The following is a 21185-nucleotide window of genomic DNA, read 5'->3' as shown; positions in this document are numbered from 1 at the left end:
TTGGATGATGTTGGCTGGGGCGGTAGGATTCGAACCTACGGTACACGGTACCAAAAACCGATGCCTTACCACTTGGCCACGCCCCAACTGTGTGGGGGTGAATAGCCAAGCCCGCGGGGGGGTGCAAGTCGAAAATTCACGAAACTTGTTTGTCTTGCGGCGGCGCTTTATGCCGCCCGGATGGAACAGGTGGATCTTCTGATACTGGGCGCCGGGGCGGCGGGATTGTTTTGTGCGGGATCCGCCCTGAGGCAGGGACGGCGCGTGATGGTGATCGACCACGCGCGCGATCCGGGCGAAAAAATCCGAATCTCGGGGGGCGGGCGATGCAATTTCACCAATCTGGCAAGCGCCCCGGATCGCTTCCTGTCCCGCAATCCCCGCTTCGCCGCCAGTGCCTTGGCCAGGTTCACGGCTTCCGATTTCGTCAGCCTGGTGGATCGCGCAGGGATCGCCTGGCATGAAAAGACGCAAGGGCAGCTTTTCTGCGACGGCAAGGCCACGCAGATCACCCGGATGCTTCTTGACCGGATGCGGGGGGCGGACCTGCGCATGCAGATCCGGCCCCAGTCGGTGACCCATGACGGAAACGGCTTTGTGGTAAACACCGAACAAGGCGCGATCCATGCCGCGCAACTGGTCGTGGCCACGGGTGGCAAGTCGATCCCGAAGATCGGTGCGACCGGCATCGCCTATGACATTGCGACTCGATTCGGGTTGCGGCTGGTGGACACGCGTGCGGGCCTTGTGCCGCTGACCTTTGCCGAACAGGAGCTGGCCCTGTGCCGCCCTTTGGCCGGGGTTTCGGTCAAAGCCCGGATCAGCCACAGGGGTGGGCAGTTCCGCGACGCGCTGCTGTTCACGCATCGCGGCCTCAGCGGGCCGGTGATCCTGCAAATCTCAAGCTTCTGGCAGCCGGGAGACAGCTTGCAGATCGACCTCGCCCCCGGTCACGACGTCGCGGCGGACCTGAAGGCCGCACGGTCAGGGGCCGGGCGCGCGTCCGTTTCATCCATCTTGGGCCGCAGTCTGCCCACGCGGCTGGCCGCGGCAATCTGCGAGGAGATGGGACTGGCACAGGCGCGGCTGGCCGATCAGCCGAACACCCGGCTGGATGCCATCGGCGCGCGGGTGAACCGCTGGCAGGTCCGCCCCGTGGGTACCGAAGGCTATCGCACGGCCGAGGTCACGCTGGGCGGCGTCGATACCCGCGATCTTGATGCGCGCAGCATGCAGGCGCGCAAGGTGCCGGGACTGTTCTTCATCGGCGAATGCGTCGATGTCACAGGCTGGCTGGGCGGCTATAACTTCCAATGGGCCTGGGCATCGGCCGATGCGGCGGGTCGGGCCTAGCCCATCACCGGATCGGCCTTGGCCAGCCGGTCGAACGCCATCAGCGAGGAGATCAGCGCGGGCATCTGGTCCAGCGGGATCATGTTCGGCCCGTCGGACGGCGCGCAGTCGGGATCCTCGTGCGTCTCGATGAACACGCCCGCCACCCCAAGAGCCACCGCCGCCCGCGCCATCACGGGCGCGAATTCGCGCTGACCGCCCGACGATCCGCCCTGTCCGCCCGGCTGCTGCACGGAATGGGTGGCGTCCATGATCACCGGATATCCGGTCCGCGCCATGATCGGCAGCGACCGCATGTCGGCAACCAGGGTATTGTAGCCGAAGCTGGCCCCGCGCTCGGTCAGAAGGATGTTGTCGTTCCCGGTCGAAGCCACCTTGTCCGCGACATTCGCCATGTCCCAGGGCGCAAGGAACTGACCCTTCTTGATGTTGACGACCGCGCCCGTCCTGCCTGCGGCCAGCAGCAGGTCCGTCTGGCGCGACAAAAAGGCCGGGATCTGGATCACGTCCGCGACCTGCGTGGCGCGAACCGCCTGGTCGGCATCATGCACATCGGTCAGCACGGGGCAGCCCAGCCGGTCACGGACCGTGGCGAGAATTTCCAGCCCCTCGTCGATCCCAACCCCCCGACGGCCGGAAAGCGAGGTGCGATTGGCCTTGTCATAGCTGGCCTTGAAGACATAGCCCGCGCCAGCGCGCGCACAGGCCTCTGCCATCCGTTCGCCGATCATCAGCGCATGGTCCAGCGTTTCCAGCTGGCAGGGTCCGGCGATCACGACCAAAGGCAGATCGTTGCCGCAGGACAGATCGCGGATGCGGATATGCTTGGGCGGGGTCATGTGGATACCTGTTCGCGAAGAATGGACGCCGTCAGCGACAGCATCAGATAGATACCCGAAAAGATCAGAAAGGCCACCAACGTATTCTGGAAGGCCTTGGGATAGGTCGCCTCGTCCGGGGCGACGGGGGCCACCGACAGCGACAGGTAACGCACCTGCTTGTTGGCCTCTATCCGGGCGGCCTCCATCTGCGCCGCAGCCGTCGCCAGCAGTTCCTGGCGCGTCAGCAGGTCGCTTTCGGCGATGCGCAGTTCGCCCGAGATCAGCGCAAGGGAATTGCGATCCTCGCCCCCCTGGGTCAGTTGCTGGCGGGTTTCGGCGATCATCTCCTCAAGCCGGGTGATGTCGCCGCGCAAGGCGGCCACGCGGCTTTGCAGGGGCTGGGGATTGGACAGCAACTGGCCAAGTTCCAGCCGCTTGGTCGCCAGTTGCGTTTCCAGGGCCGACACCTGGTTCATCACCACGGTCCCTTCCGCCACCGGGTCCAGGACGCCCAGCGTCTGCTGCAATTCCTGCACGCGGCGCTGCGCCGCCAGAACCTTGGCTTCGGCGTCCTGATAGATCGCGATGGCCCCTTCCATCTGGTCGTCCCGCAGCCGAGAGGTCATCCGGTCCACCTGCTCCTCGGCATAGGCGATCAGGGCCAGCGAGAAGTCGTGGCTTTGCTGCGGATCGGGTGCGATCACCTCCATGTCGATCATGCCTTCGGTCGGGTCATAGCCGATCTTGACCGATTTCTTGTACAGGTCGAACATCTCCTCGTTCGTGGCGTCGGGGGCCAGACGCTTGACGGGATCTATGGCGGGATCCTGGAAGGCCTGCCGAAAGCCCTTGTCTGCATCCAGCCGCAGCATTGCATCGCGCGATGTCAGATAGCTTTGCACAGCGACGGAATCGGTGTTCGTCGCCAGTTGCGATCCCCCAAGCAACCCGCCCAACCCGCCTGCCGACGCGCCGCCCTGGCCTTCGGCCGACTGGATGCGGAACTGCGACACGGTGGCATAAAGGGGCGAGGCCACGCGGAAGTAATACCACCCGGCCAAGGCCGTCGGCAGGATGACAAAAGCCAGAAGACGCAAGGCCAGCAAGGCCATCCGACGCCGTCTGCGCCGGGCGATGTCCTGCTGGATGCGAAAGATTTCGGCCGCGCGCTTTTCCTCGGTCAGGACTTCGCGCGAAGGAAGGTCGGGGCGCGGCGGCGCCACCTGGGTTCCGGGCTGCGGCACCGGGGCGGCCTGCTTGCGCGGCATGATCGCGGGCGTGTTCGCGGCGGGCTTGGCCTGGGCGCGGCTTCCCTCGCTGGACAGGATCTGGCTCAGGGCTGCGCGATGCGAGGGGTCGATCCCGCGTTGGCGCAGGCGCAGCACGGCTTCCTCGTCCGAGGCAGCCTCGATCTGGTGCAGCGCGGCGATGCGCCGGGCGATGCGCAACTGGCGGTCGGACAGGTTTTCCTTGCGTATCAGGGCAAGCTGCGCGTCCAGATCACCGTCGGATGCCTTGTCTTCGGCAGGGGCCGGGCCGACATGCGACAGCCCGTCATCGACCGGATCGGTCCGCATCAGACGTTCGCGTTCGTCATCCTGCGCGGCGTTCGCCACGCGCTTGCGGACCGTGACGCGGATCTTGGCATCGGCCGAGGGCTGCGCGCCATCCTGCGCCGAGGGCCGGACGGATTCGGCGGCCGAGGCGTGATAACGGCGGACCTTAGGCGGTGTAGTCATAATACTGTTTCGCTTCAGCAAGGGATTCGAAATGGTAAAGCCGCCCGTCTCGCAGGATGGCGGCGGACCGGCAGAACTTCTCGATCGTGGCGGGCAGGTGGGACACGATCACCACGGTCGAGGTCTTCAGCCGGTCGTAAAGCACCGCCCCTGCCTTGCGGTTGAATGCCGCATCGGTGGTCTGCGGCATCCCTTCGTCGATCAGATAGATATCGAATTCCAGCGCCAGCAACAGCGCGAAGGTGAACCGTTGCCGCATTCCCGCCGAATAGGTGCCCACCGGCATGTCGAAATATTCGTCGATATCGGTCAGCCACCGGGTGAAGGCGGACACATAGTCGGGATCCAGGCCATAGATCCGGGCGATATAACGGGCGTTTTCGTTGGCCGAATGCTTCGTGACCACGCCGCCCATGAAGCCAAGGGGGAAAGAGATGCGGCAACTGCGCCGGATCGTGCCCTCATCGGGCTTTTCCAGCCCGCACATCATGTTGATCAGCGTGGTCTTGCCGGCGCCGTTCGGCGCCAGGATGCCCAGGGAATTGCCAAGTTCGACCCGGAACGAGGCGCGGTCCAGGATCACCTTGTGCCGTGTTCCCGTCCAGAACGACTTCGAGACGTTGTCGAATTCCAGCATTCGCCCTTCCTGCCGCCGCGCGAGCCCTTCAACCCTTATGGGCAGGCGAGTGCGCTGTCCAGTTTTCCCCTTCGTGATGCATGTTCCACATTTGTTTGTCACCCTTCATTCCCGGCGCATTTTCACTATCTCTGCCTCATGTCGCTGCTCGAACGCTCCATTCAGGACTGCCGCCTCTGCGCGCCGCGCTTTGCGGCCACTGCCACGGCGCATGAACCCCGCCCCGTGACCTGGTTCCAGCCGGGCGCCCGCATCCTGGTCGTGGGGCAGGCGCCAGGGATGCGGGTGCATCTCAGCGGCCGACCTTTCACCGACCGATCGGGCGACCGGCTGCGCGACTGGATGGGGATCGGGGAACCGGTCTTCTATGACCGTGACCGCATCGCCATCGTGCCCATGGCCTTCTGCTTTCCGGGCTATGACGCGCGCGGGTCCGACCTGCCGCCCCCGCCCGTCTGCGCACGGACCTGGAGAGCCAGCGTCATGGCCGAATTGCAACCCCGGCTGACGCTTCTGGTCGGCGGCCATGCGATCCGCTGGCATTTGGGGCTGCGCGACGTGACGGGCGCGGTGGCGTCCTGGCGGGATCATGCCCCATCGGTCTTTCCCCTGCCCCATCCGTCCTGGCGCAACACCGGATGGCTGCGCCGCAATCCCTGGTTCGCGGCCGACCTGCTGCCGGAACTGCGCGCCGCCGTCCGGGCCGAACTGACGCGCAACGACTGACCCCGGTCTTTGGTAAGATACCGGCGTGGAGCCGGTTGACAGGCGATACGGGCCGGGCCATGCCCGGTCCATGACAACCGACATCCAGATCGCCCGCGCCGCGCACAAGCTGCCCATCACGGACATCGCCGCCAAGTTGGGCCTGGCCGAAGACAATATCCTGCGATACGGCCCCGACAAGGCCAAGATTTCGCACCAGACGCTGGACGGGCTGGCATCCCGTCCGCGCGGCAATCTGGTGCTGGTGACGGCCATCAACCCCACCCCGGCGGGCGAGGGCAAGACCACCACGACCGTCGGCCTGGGTGACGCACTGAACCGCATCGGCAAGCGCGCGACGGTCTGCATCCGGGAAGCCAGCCTGGGCCCGAACTTCGGCATGAAGGGTGGTGCAGCGGGTGGCGGCCATGCCCAGATCGTGCCCATGGAGGAGATGAACCTCCACTTCACCGGCGATTTCCACGCGATCACAGCGGCCCACAACCTGCTGGCGGCGATGATCGACAACCACATCTATTGGGGCAACGACCTGGACATCGACACGCGGCGCATCACCTGGCGCCGCGTCATGGACATGAACGACCGCGCGCTGCGCGACATCGTCTTGGGCCTTGGTGGGGTGTCGAACGGTTTTGTGCGCCAGACCGGCTTCGACATCACCGTCGCGTCCGAGGTGATGGCGATCCTGTGCCTGTCGCGCGACCTGGACGACCTGCATGCCCGCCTGGGGCGGATCGTCGTTGCCTATACCCGCGACCGCCGTCCGGTGACCGCGCGCGACCTCAAGGCCGACGGCGCCATGACCGTGCTGCTGCGCGATGCCTTGCAGCCGAACCTGGTGCAGACGCTGGAAAACAACCCCGCCCTGGTTCATGGCGGGCCCTTCGCCAATATCGCCCATGGCTGCAACAGCGTGATCGCCACCGACGCCGCGCTGCGCCTGTCTGATTATGTCGTCACCGAGGCAGGCTTCGGGGCCGATCTGGGGGCCGAGAAGTTCTTGGACATCAAGTGCCGCCTGGCTGGGCTTTCCCCTGCCGCTGCGGTGCTTGTGGCGACCGTCCGCGCGTTGAAGATGAACGGCGGCGTGGCCAAGGACAACTTGGGGACCGAGGATGTGGACGCAGTCCGGCGTGGCTGCGCCAACCTGGGCCGGCATATCGAGAACCTGCGCAGCTTCGGCGTGCCGCTGGTCGTGGCGGTCAACCATTTCCACGGCGACACCTCGGCCGAGATTGCCGCCCTTCAGGACTATTGCAGCCGTCACGGCGTGACCGCGATCCTGTGCCAGCATTGGGCCAAGGGCGGGGCGGGTGCCGAAGACCTGGCCCGTCATGTCGTGACCCTGGTCGAGAAGGGACAGGCCGACTTTCATACCCTTTATCCCGATTCGATGCCCCTGTGGCAAAAGATCGAGACCATCTGCACCCGCATCCACCGCGCCGCCCATGTCGAGGCCCTGCCCGGCATCCGTGCCCAACTGGAAACCTGGGAAGCCGAGGGTTACGGCCACCTGCCCGTCTGCATCGCGAAGACGCAGTATTCCTTTTCGACGGATCCCGACCTGCGCGGCGCCCCGGAAGGCCATGTCATTCCGGTCCGCGAAGTCCGGCTGAACGCAGGTGCGGGCTTTGTGGTGGCGATCTGCGGCCAGATCATGACCATGCCGGGCCTGCCCCGCCATCCCGCCGCAGAAACCATCGGCCTGAACGACCTGGGACAGATCGAGGGTCTGTTCTAGGCAGCCAACCGCAGATTGGGCCGCGGCGTGCGCCAGCAGCGATGGATGGCCATGTGCAAGGCCACGACGGTGGCCAATGTCGGCCGCAGCGCCTCGTCTTCCTGGTCCGCCGTTCCGAAACCGATGCGGGCCGGGAATGATCCGTCCGGCCGCTGGCTGGAGATGACATCGGCCAGCATTTCCCTGACATCATGGTCGGGGTCGATCAGGCAAAGGCAGAAGATCATCTGCACCAAGGGCAGCAGCTTGCCCTTGCGCTGCGCCCAGTCCGCAAGACGCAGGCAATTGGCAAAGGCATCGCCATAGCTGCGCGCACTGGCAAAACGCGGCCTTTCTGCTCCGAACCGATAGGCAAGGGACAGAACCGTGGCATAGGTGTCGATCATGCCCTCGTCCAGCCGGTCGTCCGGGATGGGCTGTCGCAGAAAGGCCTCTGCCTGTTCGGGCAGCAAGGCCTTGGGCTTGCCGGTCATGGCCGGCGCAACTGCGGTCGTCTGGACGTCGGATGCGAGGGTCGAAGAACAGAAATCGTCCGAGGCGGCCAGAAATACCGCGTCTCCGAAATTCGCGAAGTTCAATTTATTGTTCTGATATCTGCCAAGAAGATTATCAAATTCATCATCTGAAATTCGACTGCGGAGAAAGGTTCTCAAAGGCGTTTCAGCACCGCGAAGTCCCGTGCAGACATGTGCCGCAATCGCGATATCCGCCAGCCGATCCAAGGATTCGGGACCGCTTGCCATCAGTTCGATCCGGTTGCGAAGCCATTGCTGGCCGCGGGCGGCAATCAAGTTCAGCAACTGCGCATAGGCGGAGTCTTGCAGCATGATTGTTTTCCTCTCCGAAAGTCGTAGTTGGATTAGAAAGCCAGATTAACGGATTGGCAATAAATTCGATTGCATCCTGCCAACCTGATTGCTGCAAATGCATGGAAAACACGGTGAAAAACTATTTAAAACTGGTCGATACTCCGGCATCGGCCGGATCAGCGACCAGATATTGGGAAAGCGAACAACCGCCGAAAGCGGGACAGGTTCCCGCAACTTGCAAAAAATTCACGCGCCGCAACTGGGGCGGGATCATGTGCTACGAAATGGACAGGATGGCGGAGTGGAAGGGATTCGAACCCTCGAGACGGTTTCCCGCCTGCACCCTTAGCAGGGGTGTGCCTTCGACCACTCGGCCACCACTCCGCCGGCCGGTATAGGGATGGCCCGGGGTGGTGACAAGAGCCTTTTTTGGCCCCGTCACCCCCGCCTTCAGCCCTTGCGGCGGAAGGTGGCGTAATGCGGCACGCGGCCCTCGCGCAGGGCCTTCTGTTCATAGCGGGTGCTGAGCCAGTCGTCCCAGGCGACCGGGCTGTCGCCGACCAGATCAAAGCCCGCCTGCGGCACCTCCTCCAGCGTCTGGCGCATATAGTCGGGGATGTCGGTCGCCACGCGGAACTCGGCGCCGGACTTCATCACGCGGGCCAGGGGGATCAGGTGTTCGGGCGTGACAAAACGGCGGCGGTGATGGCGCGCCTTGGGCCAGGGGTCGGGATAGTTCAGGAAGGCCCGGCTGATCGAGGCATCCGGCAGCACATCCATCAGGTCGCGCGCGTCCCCTGGATGAACGCTGACATTCGTGACGCCCGCGTTGCGGATCTTGCCCAGCAGCATGGCGACGCCGTTGATGAACGGCTCGCAGCCGATGATGCCGATATCGGGGTATCGGGCGGCCATGTGGACCATGTGTTCGCCCCCGCCGAAGCCCACCTCCAGCCAGATGGGGCGGTCGTCGCCGAAGATGGCGGCCGGGTCGATGGGGCGCCGGTCCGGGTTGTCGCCCACGGTGATGCCGCGCGGGCGCAATTCGCCCAGATCCTCGGACAGATAGCCCTTCTGGCTTTGGCGCAGGGTCTTGCCATGCCGCCGCCCATAGAAGTTGCGGCGCGGCGGGTTCGGGTCGAAGGCGGATTTGGGTGTGTCGGACATGGCGGGGGATTGCACCGCGCTGCCGGCCGCGTCAAGGCCGCGCCACCTGCCTTCGGTTTCGCGCAAAAACAAAGGCAGCCCATCCGCAGATCGCCAGTTCCAGCAAGAAGGTCCAGTGCAGGACAAAGCTCTGGACCCACCAATCGTAGCGGGCCGGGACGACCACAAGATTGATCTGGGCATCGCTGAAGGGCATCAGCCAGCCGATTCCGGCTGCTACGCTGTCCAGGACCATGTGAAGCAGCAGGCTGGCAAGTGCTACGCCGATGAACGGAAAAGCCTGACGCCAGCCCAGTCCTTTCGAGATCAGCGACAGGATCAGCGCCAAGGCCGCCCAGAACAGCGGCCAGTGAAAGACGAATTCATGATGAAGGTTCTGCCGATCATTGACCAGATAGAACCACACCAGATCAAGGTCGGGCAGGACGGACGCGACCAGCCCTGTTGCAATCAGCCCCGCTGCGGCACGATGCCCCCTGCCCAGTCTTTCGCCTATCAGATAGCCGGCGGGAAGATGGGCGATCAGCACCCTGCCCTATTCCCCCATCAACCGGCTGATGATGACCGTCACCTCGGGCTTCTTGCCGATTTCCTCCATCGCGACCTGGCGGGTGATCTTGCGAATCGCCTCGTCCATCTTGGCGTCGTCGCGCACCACGCGGGCGTCCGCGCCTTCCAGGAACTCGGACAACTCGCCCTCGATATGCGCGCCCAGATTCTCGCCGCCCCGGGTGCGGCCGGGCAGGCCCATCAGTTCAACCCAGGCGTCGGGCAGGACGTTGTCATCCTCGTCCACGATCACGCTGACAAGCGCGTGGCCGTTCAGCGCCATGCGGATGCGGTCGCGGACCACGCCGTCCATGGCGCCGATCAGCACGGTGCCGTCCAGATACAGCCGCCCGGTTTCCACCTGGTCCACCACGCGCGGCGCATCGCCGGTCAGGTCTAGCATGGTGCCGTTGGTCGCGATTTCGGCCGCGATCCCCTTGGCGCGGGCCATCATGACATGCTCGCGCAGGTGCAGATGCTCGCCATGCATGGGGATCACGATCTGCGGCTTCAGAAGCTCGTGCAAAGCCGCGATGTCCGGCCGGTTGGCGTGCCCCGAGACGTGATAAAGCCCGTCATCGGCGTCATACACCTCGACCCCCAATTCGCTGAGCGAATTCATGATCCGCCCGACAGAGCGTTCGTTGCCGGGGATGGTCTTGGAACTGAACAGGAAGCTGTCTCCTTCCTTCAGCATCAGCCCCAGGTAACGCCCGCGGGACAGTTGCGCGCTTGCGGCACGACGTTCGCCCTGGCTGCCGGTTGCCAGCAGCATGACCTGGTTGCGCGGGAGGCTGGCGGCTTCCTCGGGGCCGATAGTGTCGGGGAAATCCGTCAGGACGCCGGTTTCAAGACCCACCGCGACCATCTTGCGCATGGCCCGGCCCAGCAGGCAAACCTTGCGGTTCGCGGCAATGGCGGCATCCGAAAGGGTCTTCAGCCGCGCGATGTTGCTGGCGAAGGTGGTGGCGACAACCATGTTCTTCTGCGCCACGACCCATTCAAGGATCGGATTGGCCAGCATCGCCTCGGACCGGCCGGGATGGGTCGAGAAGATGTTGGTGCTGTCGCAGGTCAGGACCTTGATGCCCCGCCCCTCGGCAGCGATGTGGTGCCAGGCGATCGGATCGAAGGGATCGCCCACCACCGGCGTTCCGTCCAGCTTGAAATCGCCCGTATGAACGACCCGGCCCGCGGGCGTGTCAATGATCAGCGCGGCGCTTTCGGGAATGGAGTGGCTGACAGGGACGAACTGCACGGTGAAGGGGCCGACCTGCGTCACCTCGGGGCGCGCGCCCACGATGTTGACGACCGAGGGCGAATGCCCCTGTTCCTCCAACTTCAGGCGGACCAGGGCACCGGTGAACTGCCGGGCATAGATGGGAACGTTCAGGCGTCCATACAGGTGCCCCAGGGCGCCCAGGTGATCCTCGTGCCCGTGGGTGACGAAGATCGCCTCCAGCCGGTCGCGGTTCTGTTCCAGCCAGGACAGGTCGGGCATGATCAGGTCGATGCCCGGGCTACTGTCCATGTCGCCGAAGCTGACGCCCAGATCGACCAGGATCAGCCTTTCGCGCCCAGGCGTGCCATAGCCATAGACATAGGCATTCATGCCGATTTCGCCCGCGCCGCCCAGCGGCAGATAGATCAGGCGCTCAGCCATTGCCCATCTCCTTGTTGTAATCGTGAATGAGCCGCAGCCCGTGCATCGTCAGATCGTCTTCGATTGCGTCGAACAGGTCAAACCCCTGATCGAACAACGGCGCAAGCCCTCCGGTTGCAATGACCTTCATCGGGCGGTCCCGTTCCGCCCGGATCTGGCGCACGACCCCGTCCACCAGACCGATATAGCCCCAGAAGATCCCCGACTGGATGCAGGCGACGGTGTTGGTGCCGATCACGCGGGCGGGCATGGTCACATCGACATGCGGCAGGCTGGCCGCGCCCATGTGCAGGGCTTCCAGCGACAGGTTCACGCCGGGCGCGATCACCCCGCCGATATAGGCGCCGTCCACATCCACCACGTCGAAGGTGGTCGCCGTGCCGAAATCCACGACGATCAAATCCGGCCCGTGACGCGCAAAGGCCGCGACCGTGTTGACCAGCCGGTCGGGACCAACCACGGTGCCTTCGTCCACGCGCGGATCGACCGGCAGCAGGCAGTCGGGCTTGCCCACCACCAGCGGCCGGGTGTCGAAATAGCGGTTGCACAGCACGCGCAGGTTGAAGACCACGCGGGGCGCCGTGGAGCTGATGATGCAGGCGTCGATGTCCAGGCCGAACTTCTGCCCTTCGATCAGCGTGGACAGCCAGACGAAGTATTCATCCGCCGTCCGCCGATGATCGGTCGAGATGCGCCAATGCGCCAGGAAACGCCCGCCGTCCCAGATCGAGAAGACCGTGTTGGTGTTTCCGGTGTCGATGCACAGAAGCACGGGTCATACCCCCGCAAAATAGATGTCGGCCGCTGGGATCGCCTGCCTGCCCCTCGGGCCGGAGAGGATCAGCGCGCCTGTTTCGTCGATCCCGTCAAAGCGCCCGGTCGTCTCGGTCGTGCCGGTGCGGGCGATGATCGTCTCGCCCAGGCGGGTGGCGCGGGCCTGCCATGCCTCGCGGATGGGGCCGAAGCCATAGGTCCGCATCTGCCGGTGCCAGTCGTCGAAGGCGCGGGCAAGCGCCGCCAGGAAATCGTCGGGGCTGACGGCCAGGCCAGTTTCACCCAGCAGGCCGACCGGCCGGGTCGCGCCGGGTTCCAGCAGGCCCGTCTCCGGCGCGGCGGCCAGGTTGACGCCGATGCCGATGGCCAGGGCTTGGATCGCGCCGCCGGACCCGATGCTTTCCAGCAGGATGCCCGACAGCTTGCCGCCGTTCAGCAGCACGTCGTTCGGCCATTTCAGCGCCACGTTCAGCTGCGGCCCGCAAAGCTGGCGCAGGGCGTCATGCACGGCAAGCGCCGCGACAAAGGACAACCGCGCGGCATCCGCCGGACCGCCTTCGGGACGCAGGACCAGGGTCGCCGCGAAATTGCCGGGCGGATCGGTCCAGGCCCGGCCCCGCCGGCCGCGGCCCGCCGTCTGGCGGCGCGCCATGATCCAAGTCGGACCCGACAGCGCGGGCGCCATCCGCATCGCTTCGGCATTCGTGCTGTCAACCTGTTCCAGGACGTGGCGGGCCACGCCCTGGGGCCAGACCGACAGCGAGGTGCCGCTACTCAACGGCAGGAGTCTCGGTCGAGGTGTCGGGAAGAAGCGCCGCATCGGCAGGCACGGTGGTCATGGCCACCAGCGAGTCCGCCGCCGTCGCCGCAGCGGTATCGACGCCCCACATGGACACCGCGCCGATCAGCAGCATCGCGGCCGGGACGATCAGCGCCAGATACTGCACCGCGCCCATGCGGCTTTCCACGCCCTCGCTTTCGGCCCCGAACCACATGTAATAGACGATGCGCAGGTAATAGAACGCCCCGATGACCGATGCGATCACGCCCAGGATCGCCAGCCAGGACATGCCCGCCTGCACAGCCGCTGTCAGCACGCCATACTTGGCGAAGAAGCCAAGGAAGGGGGGCACGCCTGCCAGGCTGAACATCAGGAACAGGACCGCAAAGCCCTTGACCGGATGGACCTGAGCGAAGCGGTTCAAGCTTTCCAGATCCGTAATCGGCCGCCCGTCGCGTTCCATCGACAGGATGAAGGCGAAGGTGCCCACGTTCATTACCGCATAGATCGCCATATACAGCAGCATCGACTGCACGCCGAAGGCCGTTCCGGCCGCAAGCCCGACAAGGGCAAAGCCCATATGCGCAATCGAGGAATAGGCCATCAGGCGCTTGATGTTGCGCTGACCGATCCCGGCGATGGATCCCAGGAACATCGACAGCACGGCAAGCGCCGCGATGATCTGGCCCCAGTCGCCCGGCACGTTGCCGAAGGCATCGAACATCAGCCGCGCGATCAGCGCCATGGCCGCGACCTTGGGTGCGGTGGCGAAGAAGGCGGTCACCGGCGTCGGCGCGCCTTCATAGACGTCGGGCGTCCACATGTGGAACGGCACCGCCGAGACCTTGAAGGCAAGCCCGACCAGCAGGAAGACCAGGCCGAACAGCAGGCCCACGGACAACTGCCCGCCGACCACGACCTGCACGATGCCGGCAAAGCTGGTGGTGCCCGAGAAGCCATAGACCAGCGAGGCGCCGTAAAGCAGCATCCCCGAGGACAACGAGCCAAGGACGAAATACTTCAACCCGGCCTCGGACGATTTCACGCTGTCCCGGCGCATGGCGGCGGCGACGTAAAGCGCCAGCGACTGCAGTTCCAGCCCCATGTACAGCGACAGAAGATCGCTGGCCGAAACCATCATCATCATCCCGATGGCGGCCAGGGTGATCAGGATCGGAAACTCGAAGCGCAGCAGGTTGTGACGCTCCATATACTCGGCGCTCATCGCCAGGACGGCGGCGGCCGAGATCAGGATCGTCACCTTGGCAAACCGGGCGAAGGCATCGTCGGTGAACATGCCGAAAAAGGCCACCTGCGCCGGGCGATCGGCAAAGCCGACGTAAAGCCCGACCACCAGCAGCGCGGCAACGGTGGCCCACAGGATCGGACGCGCGATCGCGTCCTTGCCGAAATAGGCGCCGGCCATCAGGGCCGCCATGGCATAGATCGCCAGCACAAGTTCCGGCAGGATGGTCGAGAAATCGAGCGCGGTCATCGTGCTTTCCTCAATGGCTGGCATCGGCCGCGTCCGCCTGGGCGGTCACGGCCAGCCCGTCGCGTCCGTCATGCGGCAGGGCTTCGTGATAGTTGACCAGCAGCGCCTCGACGGCGGGGCCGGTGATGTCGGTGACGGCGCGCGGATAAACGCCCAGATACAGCGTCATGATGATCAGCGGCGCAAAGATCCACCTTTCGCGCGGGGTCATGTCGGTGATGGTCTTCAGGCTTTCGCGCACCAGGGCGCCCAGCGTCACGCGGCGGTAAAGCCACAGCGCATAGCCCGCCGACAGGATCACGCCGGTCGCCGCGACAAAGGCCACCCAGGTATTGGCCTTGAAGGTTCCCATCAGGGTCAGGAACTCGCCCACGAAGCCCGAGGTGCCGGGAAGGCCCACATTCGCCATCGTGAAGAACAGGAAGACCAGGGCATAGACCGGCATCCGGTTGACCAGGCCGCCATAGGCGTCGATTTCCCGCGTGTGCATCCGGTCGTAGATCACGCCCACCAGCAGGAACAGCGCGCCCGAGATGAAGCCGTGCGACACCATCTGGAAGATCGCCCCGTCCAGGCCCTGCTGGTTCGCGGCGAACACCCCCATCGTGACGAAGCCCATGTGGGCAACCGACGAATAGGCGATCAGCTTCTTCATGTCGGATTGCACCAGAGCCACCAGCGAGGTGTAGACGATGGCGATGGCCGACATCCAGAAGACCAGCGGCTGCAGCATGTCGCTGGCCACCGGGAACATCGGCAGGCTGAAGCGCAGGAAGCCGTATCCGCCCATCTTCAGCAGCACCGCCGCCAGCACGACCGACCCCGCGGTCGGGGCCTGGACGTGCGCGTCCGGCAGCCAGGTATGAACCGGCCACATCGGCATCTTGACCGCGAAGCTGGCGAAGAAGGCCAGGAACAGCAGCGTCTGCATTCCGCCGACCACCGTGAAGCCCAGGACGCGCATCGTCTCGGACGGGAAGTCGAAGGCCAGAAGTTGCGCGATGTCGGTCGTTCCGGCGGTGCGCGCCATGGCGATCATCGCCACCAGCATCAGGACGGATCCGAGGAAGGTGTAAAGGAAGAACTTGAAGGTCGCGTAGATGCGGTTCGCGCCCCCCCAGATGCCGATGATCAGGAACATCGGGATCAGGCCGGCCTCGAAGAACAGATAGAACAGGATCAGGTCAAGCGCCGTGAAGACGCCGATCATCAGGCCTTCCAGGACCAGGAAGGCGATCATGTATTCCTTGACGCGGGTCTTCACGTCCCAGGTGGACAGGATCGTCAGCGGCATCAGGAAGGTCGTCAGCATCACGAACAGGACCGAGATGCCGTCCACGCCCATCTTGTAGCGCAGGCCCATGATCCAGGGATGATCCTCGACGAACTGGAAGCCGGTATTGGTCGGGTCGAAGCCCGCCAGCACGAACAGCGAGATCAGGAAGGTGGCCGTGGTGGCGATCAGCGCCAGCCACTTGGCATTGCGCTGCGCGGCCTCGTCCTCGCCCCGCAGGAACAGGGCCAGGATCCCCGCTGCCACGATCGGCAGGAAGGTGATGATCGAAAGAAGGTTCGTCATGTCAGTGCGCGCCCCGCATCATCACCCAGATCAGCAAGCCCACGATGCCTACGACCATCGCAAAGGCATAATGGAACACATAGCCCGACTGCACGCGACCGGCGAAGCGCGTCAGGCGCGGGATGATTCCCATGGCCACCCCGTTGATGGCGCCGTCGATAACCGCTCCGTCGCCGCCCGTCCACAGCTTGCGGCCGATCCACAAGGCGGGCCGGACGAAGACGAAGTGATAGATCTCGTCGAAATACCACTTGTTCAGCAGAAACTGGTACAAGGCGGGCTGCTGCGCGGCCAGTTTCGCCGGCGCATTCGGATAGCGGATATACATCAGCCAGGACAGGCCCAGCCCGATCAGCATCGCCACAAAGGGCGACAGCTTCACCCAAGTCGGGACATAGTGCGCGTCATGCATGACGTGGTTGTCGGACCGCATGAAGATCGCGCCCTGCTCGTATCCTGCAAGGGCCTCGTGGCCGTCCGCTGCAGTCTCCTCGGCCGGGTCGCTGGCGGCACCGGCGGCGGCATGGGTCGCGGCACCGGCGGGTTCCCCATGCGGCGCCTCGGCCACGGCGCCGTCAAGCGCCTCGCCATGGCCGCCCTCGGCCTGCTCATGCGCCGCTTCGGGTAGGCCAAAGAAGCGCTGCACGTCGTCGCCGAAGAAGCTGCCGTACCAGATCATGCCCGCGAAGATCGAACCCAAAGCCAGGACAGCCAGAGGCGCAGTCATCACCGGGGGGCTTTCATGGGCATGGTGATGCGCGTGCATCGGGTCGTGATGACCGTGGTCATCGTGGCCGTGCAGGCCATGTCCATGGGCGGCGGGAACGGGCTGGACTTCTTCCTCGGCCTTGATCTCGGCATCCCAGACCTTTTGCGGGCGCGGCGCACCCCAGAAGGTCAGGAACATCAGCCGCCAGGAATAGAAGCTGGTCATCAGCGCCGCGATCACCAGCAGCCAGAAGGCATAGCCCACGCCGGATGCATAGGCGCTTTCGATCACGGCGTCCTTGGACAGGAAACCCGCAAAGCCGATATGGGTCAACGGGATGCCCACGCCGGTGATGGCCAGCGTGCCGATCAGCATGGCCGCGAAGGTATAGGGCACCTTCTTGCGCAGCCCGCCATAGTTCCGCATGTCCTGTTCATGGTGCATCGCGTGGATCACGGAACCCGCGCCCAGGAACAGCATCGCCTTGAAGAAGGCATGCGTGAACAGGTGGAACATCGCCACCGAATAGACGCCCACGCCCGCCGCCACGAACATATAGCCCAGCTGCGAACAGGTCGAATAGGCGATCACGCGCTTGATGTCGTTCTGCACCAGACCCACCGTCGCCGCGAAGAACGCGGTCGAGGCGCCGATGATCGTGATGAACATCTTGGTTTCGGGCGCGAACTCGAACAGCGGCGACATGCGGCAGACCAGGAACACGCCGGCCGTCACCATGGTCGCGGCGTGGATCAGCGCGGACACCGGGGTCGGGCCTTCCATGGCATCGGGCAGCCAGGTGTGCAGGAACAGCTGCGCCGACTTGCCCATCGCGCCCACGAACAGCAGGAAGGCCAGCAGGTTCGCCGCGTTCCATTCAGTCCACAGGAAGCGCATCTGCACATTCGCCAGTTCCGCCACCTGGGCGAAGATCGCGTCGAACTGGATGGAACCCGTCATCCACCACAGGCCGAAGATGCCCAGCAGGAAGCCGAAGTCGCCCACGCGGTTGACGATGAAGGCCTTGATGGCGGCGGCGTTGGCTGACGGCTTGCGGTAATAGAAGCCGATCAGCAGGTAGGATGCGACGCCCACGCCTTCCCAGCCGAAGAACATCTGCAGCAGGTTGTCCGCCGTCACCAGCATCAGCATGGCGAAGGTGAAGAAGGACAGATAGGCGAAGAAGCGCGCCTTGTAGTGTTCGTGATGCGTCCAGTTGTCGTCATGGGCCATGTAGCCCATCGAATACAGGTGAACGAGCGCCGAGACCGTCGTCACCACGATCAGCATGATGGCCGTCAGGCGGTCCAGGCGGATCGCCCATTCGGCGCTGAAATCGCCCGAGACGATCCAGTCCATGACCGGAATGTGCTGGGTCTCGCCGTTGAAGCCCAGAAAGACGATCCAGGAAAACAGGGCGCAGACGAACAGCACGCCCGTGGTCAGCAACTGCGCGGCCTTTTCGCCGATGATGCGCCAGCCGAAACCGCCGATCAGGGCGGCAACCAGGGGCGCGAACAGGATGAATTGCACCATGACCGCTTACCCCTTCATCACGTTGACATCGTCCACCGCGATCGAGCCGCGGTTGCGGAAGAAGACCACCAGGATCGCCAGGCCGATGGCGGCCTCGGCGGCGGCGACGGTCAGGATGAACATGGTGAAGACCTGCCCCGCAAGATCGCCCAGATGGGCCGAGAAGGCCACGAAGTTGATGTTGACCGACAGCAGGATCAGTTCGATCGACATCAGGATGACGATGACGTTCTTGCGGTTCACGAAGATGCCGAAGATCCCGGCGACGAACAGGATCGCCCCCACGACAAGGTAATGTGTCAAGCCTATCATCGTCTTTCGTCCCTTCGGGTCGTTACCCGTTCAATGTCTGTCGGCCAGGCAAGGGGGGCTTATAGCCCCTGCCCCGGCTTCACGTCGCGCAGTTCCATGGCCTTGGCCGGATCGCGATACATCTGTTCCAGCACGTCCTGGCGCTTGATGTCGCGCCGATGACGCATGGTCAGGGTGATCGCGCCGATCATCGCGACCAGCAGGATCAGCCCCGAAATCTGGAACGGCAGCAGATAGCGGTCATAAAGAATGCTGCCGATAGCATTGGTGTTCATCGCCTGGTCCAGGACGGGCGCGGCACGCAGGTCCGTGGCCTGGCTGGCAATTTCCCAACCTCCGAAGGCAATGACCAGCAGTGCCAGCAGGACAAGACCGATCAGCCCGGCCAGCGGCAGATAGCCCGCCAGTTCCCCGCGAAGCTGCGCGAAATCGACATCAAGCATCATCACGACGAACAGGAACAGCACCGCGACCGCGCCGACATAGACGATCACCAGAAGCATCGCCACGAATTCGGCGCCCTGCAGAACGAACAGACCGGCCGAGGCGATGAAGGCTAGGATCAGCCACAGCACCGAATGCACCGGGTTCCTAGACAGGACCACCATGAAGCCCGCCGTGCAGACCGAGATTGCGAACAGATAAAAGGCGAAGGTGATCATTCGGCCTGTTTCCCTTCATGTTCGGTGAATACGCCCTGGGCGATTTCCAGCGCCTTCTGCATGGCCGGGATGCCGCCGAACATGCCCATCTGATAGATGACCTCGGCCACCTCGCGCGCGGTCGCACCCGCCTCGATGGCGTGGCGGATGGTCAGGCGCAACTGCGGCTCGGCATGGGCGCCCTGGACGGTCAGCGCGGCAAGGGTCACCAGCAGCCGGGTCTTGGCGTCCAGCCCGTCGCGGTTGAAGGTGCGCCCGAACCACATTTCCAGCATGTCCGCCGGCATGGTCGGGATCATCTTCTCGAACGCGCGGGGATCGAAGGTTTCCAGGGCAGGATTGAATGCGCGGGCCATTTCCTGGCCCGACTGCATCATCTGCTGGAACAGCTTGGTGAAAGCGTCGCTCATCTGTAGGGCGCGTCGATGGACAGGTTGCGGGCGATCTCGGCCTCCCAGCGGGCGCCGTTGTCCAGAAGCTTCTGCTTGTCGTAGAACAGCTCCTCGCGCGTCTCGGTCGCGAATTCGAAGTTCGGGCCTTCCACGATGGCATCGACCGGGCAGGCTTCCTGGCAGAAGCCGCAATAGATGCACTTCGTCATGTCGATGTCATAGCGCGTGGTCCGGCGCGAGCCATCCTCGCGCGGTTCGGCGTCGATGGTGATCGCCTGGGCGGGGCAGATCGCCTCGCACAGCTTGCAGGCGATGCAGCGTTCCTCGCCGTTGGGGTAGCGGCGCAGCGCGTGTTCGCCCCGGAAGCGCGGCGACAGCGGCCCCTTCTCGTGCGGATAGTTGATGGTCGCCTTGGGCGCGAAGAAGTACTTCACGCCAAGGCCGAACCCTTTCAGGAAATCGACCAGCAGGAAATACTTGGTCGCGCGGGCGATGTCGAAAGCCATCAGAATTCTTCCCCTTGCTTGGGCGCGGCGAAGCGGTCGAATGCCGCCACATAGGCGCGGACCCTGGCGCCGTCACGGGACTGTTCGGCACTGTCCAGATTGTTGGCCAGGAAATGCGCGAACTCGACCTTGTCGGTTTCGGACGCATTGGCCAGTATTTCGGCGATCTTGTTGGAATAAGCCATGTCTTATGCCCCTGCCCAGCGTGCCCAGAACGATCCGAAGACCTCGAAGCGCGCAAGGAAGGCGACCAGGACGACCCAGCCCAGCGACAGGGGCAGGAACACCTTCCAGCCGATCCGCATCAACTGGTCATAGCGGTACCGCGGCACGATGGCCTTCACCATGGCGAACATCCAGAACCAGAAGACCATCTTCAGGAACATCCACAGCGCGCCGTCCGAGATGCCTGGAATGGGCGACAGCCAGCCCCCGAAGAACAGCAGGCTGATCAGCGCGCACATCAGCCAGATCGCGATGTATTCGCCCGCCATGAACAGCAGATAGGGCGTGGACGAGTATTCGACCATGAAGCCCGCGACCAGTTCGGATTCCGCCTCGGCCAGGTCGAAGGGCGGGCGGTTCGTTTCGGCCAGGGCCGACACGAAGAACAGCACCAGCATCGGCAGATGCGGCAGCCAGTACCACGACAGCAGCCCTGCACCGGCCTGCGCCTCGACGATGGCGGTGATGTTCATCGACCCGGTCGAGATGATGACCCCGATGATGATCAGGCCCAGGCTGACCTCATACGAGATCATCTGCGCCGCTGCCCGCAGCGAGGACAGGAACGGATATTTCGAGTTCGAGGCCCAGCCGCCCATGATCACGCCGTAAACCTCGAGCGAGGAGACGGCGAAGATGAACAGGATGCCCACGTTGATGTCGGCCATCACCCAGCCGGGCGCGAAGGGGATCGCCACGAAGGCCAGCAGGGCCAGGGTCATCGACAGGAAGGGCGCCAGGAAGAAGACGAACTTGTCCGCGCCCGCAGGAATGACGATTTCCTTCAGCACGTATTTCAGCGCGTCGGCGAAGGTTTGCAGCAGCCCCCAGGGGCCGACCACGTTCGGTCCGCGCCGCATCTGCACGGCGGCCCAGATCTTGCGGTCACCATAGACCATGAAGATCAGCGACAGCATGACAAAGGCGATCACCGCCAGACCCTGCGCCAGCATCAGGATCGTCATGCCCAGAGAGGATGCCCAGAATTCAGCCATGCCCGTCCCTATCC

At 64.2% G+C, this 21185-nt stretch carries 21 protein-coding genes and 2 tRNA genes; 3 read left to right on the top strand and 20 right to left on the bottom strand.

Features of this window, described 5'->3' with window-relative positions:
• Positions 1-11 precede the first annotated feature (11 nt).
• Positions 12-86: transfer RNA gene (locus tag IEX25_RS04565), tRNA-Gln, on the bottom strand.
• 94 nt (positions 87-180) lie between these two features.
• On the opposite strand from IEX25_RS04565, the gene IEX25_RS04560 reads away from it, so the two are divergent.
• Positions 181-1353 carry a BaiN/RdsA family NAD(P)/FAD-dependent oxidoreductase gene (locus tag IEX25_RS04560; protein WP_188714204.1) on the top strand — a complete coding sequence of 391 codons (1173 nt, stop codon included), beginning with the start codon at positions 181-183 and terminating at the stop codon, positions 1351-1353.
• Here IEX25_RS04560 and kdsA read toward each other — a convergent pair.
• The 3 genes from kdsA to IEX25_RS04545 are packed head-to-tail and all read right to left on the bottom strand — an operon-like array spanning position 1350 to position 4550.
• The gene (kdsA, locus tag IEX25_RS04555) at positions 1350-2192 is read right to left on the bottom strand and encodes a 3-deoxy-8-phosphooctulonate synthase (RefSeq protein ID WP_188714203.1); all 843 of its coding nucleotides are present in this window, start codon (positions 2190-2192) and stop codon (positions 1350-1352) included. The genes IEX25_RS04560 and kdsA overlap by 4 nt on opposite strands.
• Positions 2189-3913 (bottom strand): KpsE/RkpR family capsule polysaccharide export protein, encoded by a 1725-nt coding sequence (locus IEX25_RS04550; RefSeq protein ID WP_188714202.1) that lies wholly within the window; start codon positions 3911-3913, stop codon positions 2189-2191. Before IEX25_RS04550 ends, kdsA begins: the two co-directional genes overlap by 4 nt.
• Positions 3897-4550, bottom strand: a complete 654-nt coding sequence (locus tag IEX25_RS04545) for an ABC transporter ATP-binding protein (RefSeq protein ID WP_188714201.1) — start codon at positions 4548-4550, stop codon at positions 3897-3899. Before IEX25_RS04545 ends, IEX25_RS04550 begins: the two co-directional genes overlap by 17 nt.
• A 138-nt stretch (positions 4551-4688) precedes the next feature.
• Between IEX25_RS04545 and IEX25_RS04540 the strand changes: the two genes are divergently transcribed.
• Together IEX25_RS04540 and IEX25_RS04535 are read left to right on the top strand one after the other, a co-directional pair.
• Positions 4689-5276 (top strand): uracil-DNA glycosylase family protein, encoded by a 588-nt coding sequence (locus IEX25_RS04540; RefSeq protein ID WP_188714200.1) that lies wholly within the window; start codon positions 4689-4691, stop codon positions 5274-5276.
• Between the two features lie 70 nt (positions 5277-5346).
• On the top strand, positions 5347-7017 hold the full coding sequence (locus IEX25_RS04535) for a formate--tetrahydrofolate ligase (protein WP_188714199.1): 1671 nt from the start codon (positions 5347-5349) through the stop codon (positions 7015-7017).
• Here IEX25_RS04535 and IEX25_RS04530 read toward each other — a convergent pair.
• The 16 genes from IEX25_RS04530 to nuoH all read right to left on the bottom strand — a co-directional run bounded on the left by IEX25_RS04530 (position 7014) and on the right by nuoH (position 21171).
• Positions 7014-7595, bottom strand: a complete 582-nt coding sequence (locus tag IEX25_RS04530; protein WP_188714198.1) for a hypothetical protein — start codon at positions 7593-7595, stop codon at positions 7014-7016. The two genes, IEX25_RS04535 and IEX25_RS04530, sit on opposite strands and share 4 nt — an antisense overlap.
• 525 nt (positions 7596-8120) lie before the next feature.
• Positions 8121-8210, bottom strand: a tRNA-Ser gene (locus IEX25_RS04525).
• Positions 8211-8276: 66 nt separating this feature from the next.
• On the bottom strand, positions 8277-8993 hold the full coding sequence (gene trmB, locus IEX25_RS04520) for a tRNA (guanine(46)-N(7))-methyltransferase TrmB (protein WP_188714197.1): 717 nt from the start codon (positions 8991-8993) through the stop codon (positions 8277-8279).
• A 31-nt stretch (positions 8994-9024) separates the two neighbouring features.
• Positions 9025-9522: a metal-dependent hydrolase gene (locus tag IEX25_RS04515; protein WP_188714196.1), complete on the bottom strand. Its 498-nt coding sequence runs from the start codon at positions 9520-9522 to the stop codon at positions 9025-9027.
• A gap of 6 nt (positions 9523-9528) precedes the next feature.
• The gene (locus IEX25_RS04510) at positions 9529-11205 is read right to left on the bottom strand and encodes a ribonuclease J (RefSeq protein ID WP_188714195.1); all 1677 of its coding nucleotides are present in this window, start codon (positions 11203-11205) and stop codon (positions 9529-9531) included.
• Complete coding sequence (locus IEX25_RS04505) at positions 11198-11977, bottom strand: type III pantothenate kinase (RefSeq protein ID WP_103173173.1); 780 nt, start codon at positions 11975-11977, stop codon at positions 11198-11200. The genes IEX25_RS04510 and IEX25_RS04505 overlap by 8 nt, the downstream gene beginning before the upstream one ends.
• A gap of 3 nt (positions 11978-11980) precedes the next feature.
• Positions 11981-12739: a biotin--[acetyl-CoA-carboxylase] ligase gene (locus IEX25_RS04500; RefSeq protein WP_188714331.1), complete on the bottom strand. Its 759-nt coding sequence runs from the start codon at positions 12737-12739 to the stop codon at positions 11981-11983.
• A 10-nt stretch (positions 12740-12749) separates the two neighbouring features.
• The gene (gene nuoN / locus IEX25_RS04495; protein ID WP_188714194.1) at positions 12750-14255 is read right to left on the bottom strand and encodes an NADH-quinone oxidoreductase subunit NuoN; all 1506 of its coding nucleotides are present in this window, start codon (positions 14253-14255) and stop codon (positions 12750-12752) included.
• 10 nt (positions 14256-14265) lie between these two features.
• On the bottom strand, positions 14266-15834 hold the full coding sequence (locus tag IEX25_RS04490; protein WP_188714193.1) for an NADH-quinone oxidoreductase subunit M: 1569 nt from the start codon (positions 15832-15834) through the stop codon (positions 14266-14268).
• A gap of 1 nt (position 15835) precedes the next feature.
• Positions 15836-18079, bottom strand: a complete 2244-nt coding sequence (nuoL, locus tag IEX25_RS04485; protein ID WP_103173176.1) for an NADH-quinone oxidoreductase subunit L — start codon at positions 18077-18079, stop codon at positions 15836-15838.
• A gap of 6 nt (positions 18080-18085) precedes the next feature.
• Positions 18086-18391, bottom strand: a complete 306-nt coding sequence (gene nuoK / locus IEX25_RS04480; RefSeq protein WP_103173177.1) for an NADH-quinone oxidoreductase subunit NuoK — start codon at positions 18389-18391, stop codon at positions 18086-18088.
• Positions 18392-18450: 59 nt separating this feature from the next.
• The gene (locus IEX25_RS04475) at positions 18451-19053 is read right to left on the bottom strand and encodes an NADH-quinone oxidoreductase subunit J (protein WP_188714192.1); all 603 of its coding nucleotides are present in this window, start codon (positions 19051-19053) and stop codon (positions 18451-18453) included.
• The gene (locus IEX25_RS04470; RefSeq protein WP_103173179.1) at positions 19050-19463 is read right to left on the bottom strand and encodes a carboxymuconolactone decarboxylase family protein; all 414 of its coding nucleotides are present in this window, start codon (positions 19461-19463) and stop codon (positions 19050-19052) included. The genes IEX25_RS04475 and IEX25_RS04470 overlap by 4 nt, the downstream gene beginning before the upstream one ends.
• Positions 19460-19951 carry an NADH-quinone oxidoreductase subunit NuoI gene (gene nuoI, locus IEX25_RS04465; protein WP_103173180.1) on the bottom strand — a complete coding sequence of 164 codons (492 nt, stop codon included), beginning with the start codon at positions 19949-19951 and terminating at the stop codon, positions 19460-19462. Before nuoI ends, IEX25_RS04470 begins: the two co-directional genes overlap by 4 nt.
• A complete protein-coding gene (locus IEX25_RS04460) occupies positions 19951-20136 on the bottom strand; it encodes a hypothetical protein (protein WP_188714191.1) in 186 nt (61 codons plus the stop codon). Before IEX25_RS04460 ends, nuoI begins: the two co-directional genes overlap by 1 nt.
• A 3-nt stretch (positions 20137-20139) precedes the next feature.
• Entirely contained in the window at positions 20140-21171 is a 1032-nt protein-coding gene (gene nuoH, locus IEX25_RS04455; protein ID WP_188714190.1) for an NADH-quinone oxidoreductase subunit NuoH, read from the bottom strand.
• Positions 21172-21185 lie beyond the last annotated feature (14 nt).

Source organism: Paracoccus acridae, assembly GCF_014642735.1.
Taxonomy (GTDB): domain Bacteria; phylum Pseudomonadota; class Alphaproteobacteria; order Rhodobacterales; family Rhodobacteraceae; genus Paracoccus; species Paracoccus acridae.
This window is presented reverse-complemented; position numbering and strand designations above follow the sequence as displayed.